Here is a 10,425-nt window from a genome sequence, read left to right on the forward strand (position 1 = left end):
CTGACCAGGTGCCCACCGTCGAACTGGTCTGCGACCCCCGGCTGGAGGAGACGGTGCGTGCCGCCTGGGACCGGCTCGCCGCCGCCGGCCTGCCGAGCCTGGCCCGCAACACCCACCCCACCAACCGCCCGCACCTGACCATGGCCTCGGTCGACCGGTTCCCGCCCGGTGCCGCCGAACGGCTGGCCGATCTCTTCGACGCGGCGCTGCCCCTACCGGTGCACCTCGGCCGGGTGGAGGTGCTCGACGGCAGCGCCCCGCTGGTCTGGCTGGTGCGGCCCGACCCCCGGCTGACGGCGTTGCACGAGGCGGTCGACGAGGTGCTCACCCCCGCCGGTGGCCGCAACCCGTGGCACGCCCCCGGTCGGTGGATCCCGCACCTGAGCCTCGCACTGCGTTTTCGACACCACGACCGGCGGCTCGCCCGCGTGCTGGCCGGCGCGGACCGGCCGTCGGGTGAGTTCGTCGCCGCCCGCAGCTACGACGGGGACACCCGTACGGTCAGCCCGCTGGGCGCGGCCGCCTGACCGCGGACGCGGGTACGCGGTAGGCGCGGCCCCCGTCGGGGATCCGGCCCGGCGGGACGCCCGGCAGCGTGCCGCCGTGGTGACCCACATCACCGTCCCACGTCCCACCGCCGGCCCGCTCCGCCGCCGCCGTCCGGGGGAGGATCACCCAGAGCGGGCGGACGGGCCCGTAACGGCAGAGGAGACAACGGTATGAACGACCGCGCGACCGTGGACATGTGGTTCGACCCGGTCTGCCCCTGGGCGTGGGTGACCTCCCGGTGGCTGCTCGAGGTGGAGAAGGTCCGGCCGGTGGACATCAGGTTCAACGTGATGAGCCTGGCGGTGCTCAACGAGGGCAACGACAACGTGCCCGAGCCCTACCGGGACCGGCCCGACGAGTACTTCGCGCTGCGTCGCCTGTCCTGGGGGCCGGTGCGGATCTGCGTCGCCGCGGCCGAGGCGCACGGCCGGGAGGTCCTGCGGGACCTGTACACCGCCTTCGGCACCCGCATCCACCCCGGCGGGCAGCCGCTCGGGGACGAGCTCAACCGCGCGGCGCTGGCCGACGCCGGGCTCGACCCCGCCCTCGCCGACGTGGCGGAGCGCACCGACCACGACGACGCGGTCCGGGCCAGCCACGACGCCGGGATGAAGCCGGTCGGCACCGACGTGGGCACTCCGGTGATCCACGCTCCGGGGCCGGTGCCCGGGCGGGCGGTGGCGTTCTTCGGCCCGGTGGTCACCCCGGCACCGAAGGGTGAGGCCGCCGGCCGGCTCTGGGACGGCGTCCTCCTGGTCGCCGGCACCCCCGGCTTCTACGAGCTCAAGCGCAGCCGCGACCTCGAGCCCTCCTTCGACTGACCGACCGCGGGCCCTTCCGTTCTAACCCGGGCCGGCGGTGGCGCGACGCAGGATCGCAGAGGGCGCTCGAACCCGGCTGAAGCGTGTCCGAGTGGGTGCCGGTCGACCGCGCCCGCCCGATCCGACCCGGCGCTGTCGTCGTACGGTCAGGCGAAGGCGATGAGTCGCACTTAGGGGTATATAAGAGCATTTCTGATTCCTTGGCGACTATGGGTGGTTAGCGTGTGCCTCACGGTGATCCGTGCCGTGCGTGTCACACGGGAGAGGACCAGCCCATGCGCGTACCCAGCCGCAGCTCCGGACCCGAGCCGTCCGTCACCTCACCGGCCCTCGCCCGCCGGTCCCCGTCGCCGGCCCGCGCGGTCGCCCGCGTCCTGCCCGACCTCGACGCGTACCGCGACGCGGTCGCCGACCTGCTGGTGGAGGTCGCTGCGCTGGCCGATTCCGACGCCATCCTGGCCCGCCGGGTCCTGCTCGATCAGCGGATGCGCGAACCGGCGGTCGCCGCCGTGCTCGACGCCAGCCCGCAGGGCATCGTCGGCGCCCGTGAGACGCTGCTGCTGGAGATGGCCCGCTACCAGCCGAACGAACGCAACTCGGCCCGGGACCTCACTGCCCTGGTCCGGATCTACCTGCTCTCCCGCATCGACCTCATGTGGTGGCGCGACACCCCCACCTTCGGCACCGACGAGCAGGTCAACACCCACCCCGACCTGGTGGACCTGGAATGGCTGCGGCGGCGGGGGTTACTCGCGTTCCGTTACCGGGAGCAGCCCGGCACGCTGGTCGGCCGAGGGGTGCGAGCGGTCGGTCGCCGGCTCCGGCCCGACGCCACCCCGCGCACCGCCGGCGTCCGGTTCCGCCGGGCCCGCCGCGAGATCGTCGCGCTGCTCAACGATGTTGCCCGGGAGTTCGACCGGGCTACCCCGGTCGGCACCCCGCCGCTGTGGGTCACCAGTCTGGTCCGCAGCGCCGAGCACCAGCACCAACTACGCCGTCTCGGGTACGCGGCGATGGTGCCCAGTGCCCACTGTCTCGGGTGGGCGGTCGACATCGAGATGAGCTGGTTCGCCCGCTTCGGTGTCCAGAAGATCCTGGCCGAGATCCTGTTCGCGCGGCAGGCCGCCGGTGAGCTGAACGTCGTCGACGAGGGACAGGCGTGGCACGTCTGCCTCGCCCCGGCCGCCCGCGCCCGGCTCCGCTCGGCGTACGAAGCAGAGATGGGAGCCTGAGGATGGTTGCCGTCCGACAGAAGCTTCCGCCCCCGCCCACTCCCGGCCGGCGGCCGCCGGCACGCCGACATGCCATGGCCGCCGGCGGGTAGTAGGGGCCGTATGGCGGAACCGGACGTGGTGGTGGTGGGGCAGATCGCCAGGGACCTGGTGCTCCAGGTGGACGAGCTGCCCGCGGCCTCGGGCACGGCGCCGGTGCGGTGCCGGCGGGAGCTGCTCGGCGGCAAGGGCGCCAACCAGGCGGTGGCGCTGGCACAGCTCGGTGTCGCTGTCGGCCTGCTGGGCGTGGTCGGTGACGACGAGATCGCCGATCGGCTGCTGGCCCGGGCCCGGGCCGACGGGGTCGACGTGGCAGCCGTGGTACGCCGGGCGGGCACGCCGACCGGGCTGATCGTCGACCTCGTCGACGCCGCCGGGAACTGGCACTACGTGCAGGACCTGCCCGAGCCGACGCTGCTTGCCGCCGCCGACGTGCGCCGTGCCGCAGACCGGTTGCGGGCCGCCCGGGCGGTGCTGGTGCAGTTGCAGCAGCCGCACGAGGCGGCGTTGGCCGCCGCCGGCTGCGCCCGCCAGGCCGGGCGGCTGGTCGTGCTGGACGGTGCGCCCGAGGAGCGGTCGCGCGCTGCCGAACTGTTGGTGCTCGCCGATGTGCTGCGTACCGACGCGCGGGAGACCGAACTGCTGACCGGCGCTCGGCCGAACGACGCGACCGACGGCCGCCGGGCCGCCCGTGAGTTGCTCGGGCACGGCCCGACACTGGTCGCGGTGGAGGTGGACGGGGTCGGCAACGCCTTCGCCTGGCCCGACGGCGACCTCTTCGTCCCGCTCAGCGACACCCCGACGGTGGACACCACCGGCGCGGGGGACGCCTTCGTCGCCGCGCTCACCGCCGGCCTGCTGCGCGGGGAACCCCGGGACCTCGTCGCCCGACGCGCCGTCGCCGCGGCCGGCGCCACGGTGGGGCACCCGGGTGGGCGCCCGGAACTCTCCGAGGAGGCGATCGGGAAACAGTTGGCGCTGATCCCGGCCTGAACCGTCGACCCACGCGACCTGACCGCTCCGCCCCGCCAGTGTGCCCCGATCGCCTGCGCGGAGCGGCAGTCGATCGCCCCCGCCCGGGGCTGCGACGACGGCGGCCTGCCGGAACCGCCTGTGGCCAGGTGGCTCCGGCAGACCGCCGGAGGGATCGCGCCGGTCAGCCCGCGGGTGGGAAGGGGTCGTCCCGGTAGGTGTACTCGGTCTCGATCTTCCCGTCGGCGGTGTGCACCACCAGCTGGCTCGGCTCGTTGGCGTGGGCGATCTTGCGCCCTTGCTCGACCGCGCTGTGCTTGGTGTCGTACGAGCCGAGAGTCCTGTCGCCCTGCTCGACCTTCCAGCCCCCGCCGTTCGGCACCACGTGGTATTCGTTGCGCTTCATGTGCCGCCTTCCTCTCGTCGGTTAGCCTCGCTGGTACCCCGCGTGGAGACCGGAAAACGACGGGCGGTGGACAACCGTCGAAGCCTGCCCCAGGCTTGGGGACATGCGGAGGGCCTTGGCGGGCACCGGACCGACCCTGCTGCTCGTCACCGCGGGTTGTACCGACTCCGCTGTGGACGCCCCGCCCCGGCTGGTGGAGCCGGCCGCGTCGGCCGCCGCCGCGACGCCGACCGCCTCCCGGCAGGACGCCGACGAGGTCGCGCGCACCCTGGCCAGCCTGCGCCGCGTCGACGACCTGCCGCTGTACGAGATGACCTATGCCGGCGGGTACGACCCGACGGTCGGCACCGACGCCCGGCCGGCGTCGGGTCCGTTCGGCTGTTCGCTCTTCGCGGCCGGTGGGGACCCGGCTCGGCCGCTGGTCGCCCGCAACTTCGACTGGGCGGCCCACCCGGCGATGGTGCTGCGCACCGACCCGCCGGACGGCTACGCGTCAGTCTCGATGGGGGACCTGTCGTACCTCGGGGTGGGGTCGGACCCGACGGGGGACCGACGGCTGCTGAACGCGCCGCTCCTGCCCTTCGACGGGATGAACGAGCGTGGGCTCGCTGTGGGGGTGGCCGCCGACGACCACGCCACCGCGAAGCCGGTGCCGGGCCGGCCCACCGTCGGCTCGGTGCGGATCCTGCGCCTGGTACTGGACCGGGCGGCCACGGTGGACGAGGCGGTGGCCGTGTTCGAGCGGCACAACCTGGACTTCGACGGCGGGCCGCCGTTGCACTACCTGCTCGCCGCCGCGGCGGGCCGGTCGGCGGTGGTGGAGTTCGTCGCCGGCACGATGCGGGTACAGCGCGGCGAGGTCCGGCTGGTTCCGGCGGGCGGCGGCGAGCGCCGCTACCGGCTGCCGGTGAGCTGACCGGCGTACGCGCGAGGGCCCGGCCCCCAGCGGGACCGGGCCCGGTCGTGTCGCCCCCGCTACCAGCTCAGGTAGCCGGCCTGGGTCTGCACGTTGAGCTCACGGAAGTGGACCAGGTGGGCCGTCCAGGTCCGCCAGTCGTTCAGCTCCAGCACGTCCAGGCCCTTCTGGATGTCGCTGGAGTAGATGTGCCCGTTGTAGTAGTACGTCGACCAGGCGCCGGCAGTGGTGAGCTGGGTGTCCGACAGCGGTCCCCGCTCCCAGTACGCGATCTCCTTCGGCTTGGCGGAATCGGTGAAGTCCCACACCGAGACGCCACCCTGGTACCACGCCTGCACCATGATGTCGCGGCCGAGCACCGGGATCAGCGAGCCGTTGTGCGCCACGCAGTTCTCGGTGTTCGCGTTGGTGCGCGGGATCTTGTAGTAGCTACGGAAGACCATCTTCCGGGCGTCACCACGGCCGGTGATGTCGTAGATGGCGTTCGCGCCACGGTGCGGGCCGACGGTGGCGTTGCAGGTGGCCGCGCTGCCGCCGCCCAGCTCGTCGGTGAAGACCACCTTGGTGCCGGCGTTGTTGAACGTGGCCGAGTGCCAGAACGCGAAGTTCACCGTGTCCCGTACCCGGTTGATCACCCGGGGCGCCTCGCGGTTGCGGATGTCCAGCAGGATGCCGTCACCCATGCAGGCGCCGGCGGCGAGGTCCTTGGTCGGGTACGCGGTGATGTCGTGGCATCCGCTGGTTGCCGAGGCCTTCCCCGGAGCGCCCTCGTACCCGCCGTCGGGGAAGAGGTTCGGGGTGGCCACCACGGCGGCGTCGGTGGGCTTCTTCAGCGGCACCTTGACGATGGAGATGGAGTCGTGCGGCGGCTGGCAGTCCGGGAAGTCGGCCCGCGGGCTGTACGACGAGACGTACAGGTAGACCGTCTTGCGGTCCTTGCCCGGGACCAGGGTGTGGGTGTGCGAGCCGCAGGCGGTCTCCACCGACTTGATGTAGCGCGGGTTGGTCTTGTCGGTGATGTCGAAGACCTTGATGCCCTCCCAGGACTCCTTCACCGAGGCCGACTGCGACGTGCTGGTGCAGGAGTCGTCGCTGCGCGAGGAGTCGGTGGAGAGGAAGAGCAGGTTGCCGTGGACCGAGATATCGTTCTGCGAGCCGGGGCAGAGCACCTGCGACACGATCTTCGGGGCGCTGGGCCTGCCGATGTCGTAGATGACGAACCCGTTGTAGTTGCCGGCGAAGGCGTACCGGCCCTGGAAGGCGAGGTCGGTGCCGGCCGCGCCCGGGGTGTTGAACGGCGCCTGCTTGGGCAGGTTGGCGATCTGGCGCAGGTTGGGGCTGCTGGAGATCTCGTCGACCCCGAGACCGGGGTCGTTGGTGGCCGGTGCGGCGGTGACCGCGGCGACCGCCTCCGCGTCGGGCGTCGCGGCTGCGCTGCTGGCGGGAGCGGTGGTGAGGCTGGCGGCCAGCAGGCCGGTGGCGACGACGCCGAGGGTACGCGACCGTCGCCGGTGGAGGGTGAGACTGATCATCGGCAGAGCCCTTCGGGCAGGGGGTGATGATGCTGGACACCCTACTATCCGACGAGGAGCGTCGATGTGACTCGGGTCACACTTTGCGACTGTCGCCAATGGCTACGATCGGCGTGACCTCGATCGGAGGGGGAATCCGCATGACCGCCCGACGTGGACGGATCCTGCTCGTCGTCACACTCTCGGCCGTACTGCTGGCGGCGCTGGCGTTCACGCTGCGTCCCGCCGGCCGGCGTGCCCCCGCGGAAGCCGGGACGGCCGTCGGCGTGACGCCGTCGCCGACGGCCAGCGGCGGCCCCTCGGTCATCGTGCCCGGCCGCCCCGGCGAGCCCGTCGTCGCCCGTCCCGCCGACGAGGTCCGCGTGACCGGGTCACCTCACTACAACTCGCTCGACGTCTGGTTCGTCCGGATGATGATCCCGCACCACCAGCAGGCCCTGGAGATGGCCCAGCTCGCGCCGGACCGGGCCGCCAGCCCGGGGATCAAGGCGATCGCCGACCGGATCGGGGGCGCGCAGGCGCCGGAGATCGGCATGATGCGCGGCTGGCTCAGCGCCCGTGGCCTCTCCGCCGAGGTGCCCGACCACGACCACGGCACGATGCGCGGCATGCAGTCGCCCGAGGCGCTGCGCCGGCTCGCCGCCGCCCGGGGAGCCGACTTCGATCGGCTCTTCGTACGAATGATGACCGAGCACCACCAGGGTGCCGTGACGATGGCCACCGACCTGCTCGGCGTGGGCGCGGACCAGCAGCTCAACGAGTTCGCCAACTCCGTCGCCACCGAGCAGGCGGTGGAGATCGACCGGATGCGCGCCCTGCTCTGACCGTCTTCCGCCTCGCGGCGGGGATCTGCCGACATGTTCGACGATGACGGACGCCACGTGGTCGTCCCGGTCACCGGGTCGGAGCCGCTCCATCACCGCGCCCCGACACCGGTCGGTGCTCGGCCGGTACCTGCCGCCGGCCAGAGCACGGCCGAGTCGGTCGACCGCGATGTCCCATCTGGCGCTGACGCGTTTTCTGTTCGTGTCAGCCAGTCAGTCGCCGGCCGGCGGCGGATCCCCGCCCGGCGGCGCGGTGGTGGTGGGCGGCGGATCGGCCGGCCCGGTGGTGGGCGGCGGATCGGCCGGCCCGGTGGTGGGCGGCTGGCCGCTGGGCGTGGATGGCGGGGTGATCGAGGGGGACGCGTCGGGCGATCCGGAGGGCTGCGGTGACGGGCTCACGCTCGGCGTGGGCGACTGCCGTGGGCCCTGGTTCCCGACCCGCTCGGGCCGGTACGGCTGCCGGCTCTCGCTCTCCTCGGCCACGACCGGCAGCTGTGCCGGCTCGCTCGGCACGGCGCTGGTCGACGGGTTCTTGATGTCGGTGGCCCGGTCGCCGGCTTGCTTGGCTGCCCCCAGTGCGGCACCGAGCGCGGTGAGCGCGACCAGCACCGCGGCCAGCGCGCCGGTCAGGGAGCCACGGCGGCCCCGGCCGCGCCGCGGTGCCGCCACGGTCGCCCCCGGAAGCGTCGGCACGGCGTTGCGGGTGCTGGTCCGACCGACCGGCACGGGAGCCACCAGGGCGGTCGGCGTGCCACTGTCGTCGCCGAGCGCCGCGCGGGCCGCCGCCGCCATCTCCGCGCCGCTGGCGAAGCGGTCCGCCGGATCCTTGGCCAGCGCCCGGGCCACCAGGGACTGGACGGAGGCCGGGATGTCGGCCGGGAGCGCGGGCGGCTCGTCGTCCAGGTGGCGCACCGCCACCTGGAGCGGATTGTCGCCGGTGAAGGGCGGGGTGCCGGTGAGGCAGCAGTAGGTGACCGCGCCCAGCGCGTAGATGTCGGTGGCCCCGGACACGGGTCGGCCCGCTGCCTGCTCGGGCGCCATGTAGAGCGCGGTGCCCGGCACCGCGTTGGTGCTGGTGATGCTGGTCACGTTCGTCGACCGGGCGACGCCGAAGTCCACCAGGACCACCGTGCCGTCCTCCTGCACCAGCAGGTTGCTCGGCTTGACGTCCCGGTGCACGATGCCGCCGACGTGCGCGGCGTGCAGCGCCTGCGCGGCCTGCGCCACGATCGACATGGTCTCGTCGACTTCGAGGTGCCCGGCAGCCTCGATCCGCCGGGACAGCGGCTCACCCTCGACGAACTCCATGACGAGGTAGTCGGCCCGACCACCGTCGTCCAGGCGGTCCTCGCCGCAGTCGAAGACCTGCACGATGCCGGGGTGGCGCAGCGCGGCCATGATCCGCGCCTCGGCGCGGAAGCGGGCGATGAAGTCGGGATCGGAGACCAGCGCGGGCAGCAGCACCTTCACCGCGACCCGACGGCCCAGAACGAGGTCCGTGGCGCGCCAGACGTCGCCCATGCCGCCGGTGGCGACACGTTCGTCGAGGCGGTAGCGACCGCTGAGCACGACCTCCGATGACAACACCCCCTTACCGTACCCAGCGGTCGCGAGAAGGACTCACGGCGATGTCCGGGAATGTGGTCCAGCCGACCGGCGGCGGTGGCCGACGTCCATCCAAACGGTGACGACCGCCGGACGCGTCACCACGCCGGGCGGACGCACGCGCGAGCCCGGACGAAACGGCCTCCCGGGCCACCGTACCCGCCGCGAGCAGCGCGCAGAGCGTCCTGCGCTCCGTCCGTGTTACCTCGACTCGCCGCCGACGCGGGTAGAGATTTCTCACTCCGGCCGGGATGCGTCGCCGACTTGTTCCGCCGCCGATCGACTCCTAGCGTTAGCCCGACCCTGGGCCAGCCCACGGTGCCGGTAGGGCATTCTCGCCGACGGCCGTACCGCTGCGGCGGGGTCCAGACATGCCGCCCGGGCCTGCCGGCACGGGCGCGACGGGGGTCAGCGGGGGGCTGATGGTGCGCGACGGGGTCCAGCCGCCGGGCTTGCGGCGCGACGACGCATCTGCCCCGATGGCCAGGGGCCGGGCGGGAACGGCGGACGGATGACCGGTGAGCTGACCGAGGCGGTGGCCGCGGCGCGGGCCGGCGACGAGGGCGCCTTCCGCTATCTCTACCGCAGCCTCCAACCGGGCCTGTTGCGCTATCTCACCGTCCTCGTCGGCCCGGACGCCGAGGACGTCGCTTCGGAGACCTGGCTGCAGATCTCCCGCGACCTGCCCCGCTTCACCGGTGGGGAGTTTCGGGCGTGGACGGTCACCATCGCCCGCAACCGAGCCATGGACCATCTCCGCCGCCAGCGCCGCCGGCCCGCACTCACGGTGCCGGTGCAGGCGCTCAGCGAGCTGGCGGGGGACGTCGACACGGCTGAACGGGCCGGTGAGACGATCGGCACCGAGGCGGCGCTGGCGCTGATCGCCACCCTGCCACCGCGCGAGGCGGAGGCGGTGCTGCTGCGGGCGGTGATCGGGCTGGACGCGGAGACCGCCGGCCAGGTGCTCGGGCGTCGGGCGGGTGCGGTCCGGACCGCCGCGCACCGCGGCCTGCGGCGGCTGGCCGCGCTGCTGGAGCGGCCGGACGCGGCCCGGCCGACGCAGGCCGCACGGCGAGCCACCCCGCCCCTGCCCCGCCGCGGCCATCCCGCGCCGGAGGCTCGCGCCGAGCCGGCGGACGGATGACGTGAGGGGACACTGGATGGACTTCCACCGCTCCGACCGTTCTCTGGACCGGGCCGAGGCCGAGCGGCTGCTCGACGCCGCCGCGACCAGGACGGCCGGCGACGCGGAACCGCTCACCCGGCTGCTCTCCGCCGCCACGGCACCCGCTCATCCCGGCGAGGTCGCCGGAGAGGAGGCGGCGCTCGCCGCGTTCCGGGCCGCCCGTGCCGCCGGGCCGGCCGCCACCCCGCCCCGCCGCCGGCGTGGCCTCACCACCGGCCTGGCGGCCTGGGTGGCCGGCGTCGCCGCGGTCGCCACCGCCGGGGTCGCCTTCGCCGCGGTGACCCGCGACCGCCCGGCCGACCCGCAACCGCCGGCCGGCCCGCCCGCGTCGGTGCCGCAGCCC

General features: G+C 73.7%; 10 protein-coding genes and 1 pseudogene. 8 read left to right on the forward strand and 3 right to left on the reverse strand.

Features of this window, described 5'->3' with window-relative positions; translation table 11 throughout:
• Positions 1 to 8 precede the first annotated feature (8 nt).
• The 4 genes from E1182_RS01940 (at position 9) to E1182_RS01955 (ending at position 3,634) form a co-directional block, all read left to right on the forward strand.
• Positions 9 to 527 (forward strand): 2'-5' RNA ligase family protein, encoded by a 519-nt coding sequence (locus tag E1182_RS01940; RefSeq protein WP_132260868.1) that lies wholly within the window; start codon positions 9 to 11, stop codon positions 525 to 527.
• A 192-nt stretch (positions 528 to 719) separates the two neighbouring features.
• Positions 720 to 1,370: a disulfide bond formation protein DsbA gene (locus E1182_RS01945; RefSeq protein WP_132260869.1), complete on the forward strand. Its 651-nt coding sequence runs from the start codon at positions 720 to 722 to the stop codon at positions 1,368 to 1,370.
• A gap of 275 nt (positions 1,371 to 1,645) precedes the next feature.
• A complete protein-coding gene (locus E1182_RS01950) occupies positions 1,646 to 2,602 on the forward strand; it encodes a DUF5715 family protein (RefSeq protein WP_132260870.1) in 957 nt (318 codons plus the stop codon).
• Positions 2,603 to 2,704: 102 nt separating this feature from the next.
• Positions 2,705 to 3,634 (forward strand): PfkB family carbohydrate kinase, encoded by a 930-nt coding sequence (locus E1182_RS01955; protein WP_132260871.1) that lies wholly within the window; start codon positions 2,705 to 2,707, stop codon positions 3,632 to 3,634.
• A 163-nt stretch (positions 3,635 to 3,797) separates the two neighbouring features.
• Here E1182_RS01955 and E1182_RS01960 read toward each other — a convergent pair whose 3' ends face one another.
• Positions 3,798 to 4,019: a DUF2188 domain-containing protein gene (locus E1182_RS01960; protein ID WP_132260872.1), complete on the reverse strand. Its 222-nt coding sequence runs from the start codon at positions 4,017 to 4,019 to the stop codon at positions 3,798 to 3,800.
• A gap of 103 nt (positions 4,020 to 4,122) precedes the next feature.
• Between E1182_RS01960 and E1182_RS01965 the strand changes: the two genes are divergently transcribed.
• Positions 4,123 to 4,935: a carcinine hydrolase/isopenicillin-N N-acyltransferase family protein gene (locus tag E1182_RS01965; RefSeq protein WP_132260873.1), complete on the forward strand. Its 813-nt coding sequence runs from the start codon at positions 4,123 to 4,125 to the stop codon at positions 4,933 to 4,935.
• Positions 4,936 to 4,994: 59 nt separating this feature from the next.
• Here the strand turns inward: E1182_RS01965 and E1182_RS01970 are convergent, their stop codons facing one another.
• Positions 4,995 to 6,467: an LVIVD repeat-containing protein gene (locus tag E1182_RS01970; RefSeq protein WP_132260874.1), complete on the reverse strand. Its 1,473-nt coding sequence runs from the start codon at positions 6,465 to 6,467 to the stop codon at positions 4,995 to 4,997.
• A 140-nt stretch (positions 6,468 to 6,607) separates the two neighbouring features.
• Between E1182_RS01970 and E1182_RS01975 the strand changes: the two genes are divergently transcribed.
• Positions 6,608 to 7,291, forward strand: a complete 684-nt coding sequence (locus tag E1182_RS01975; protein ID WP_132260875.1) for a DUF305 domain-containing protein — start codon at positions 6,608 to 6,610, stop codon at positions 7,289 to 7,291.
• Positions 7,292 to 7,504: 213 nt separating this feature from the next.
• Here E1182_RS01975 and E1182_RS01980 read toward each other — a convergent pair whose 3' ends face one another.
• Entirely contained in the window at positions 7,505 to 8,878 is a 1,374-nt protein-coding gene (locus E1182_RS01980) for a serine/threonine-protein kinase (RefSeq protein WP_132260876.1), read from the reverse strand.
• Between the two features lie 529 nt (positions 8,879 to 9,407).
• On the opposite strand from E1182_RS01980, the gene E1182_RS01985 reads away from it, so the two are divergent.
• A complete protein-coding gene (locus E1182_RS01985) occupies positions 9,408 to 10,040 on the forward strand; it encodes an RNA polymerase sigma factor (RefSeq protein ID WP_132260877.1) in 633 nt (210 codons plus the stop codon).
• A gap of 1 nt (position 10,041) precedes the next feature.
• Positions 10,042 to 10,425 (forward strand): annotated as a pseudogene (locus tag E1182_RS01990) (hypothetical protein); the annotation flags it as partial.

It is taken from the genome of Micromonospora sp. KC721 (assembly GCF_004348355.1).
Lineage (GTDB): Bacteria > Actinomycetota > Actinomycetes > Mycobacteriales > Micromonosporaceae > Micromonospora.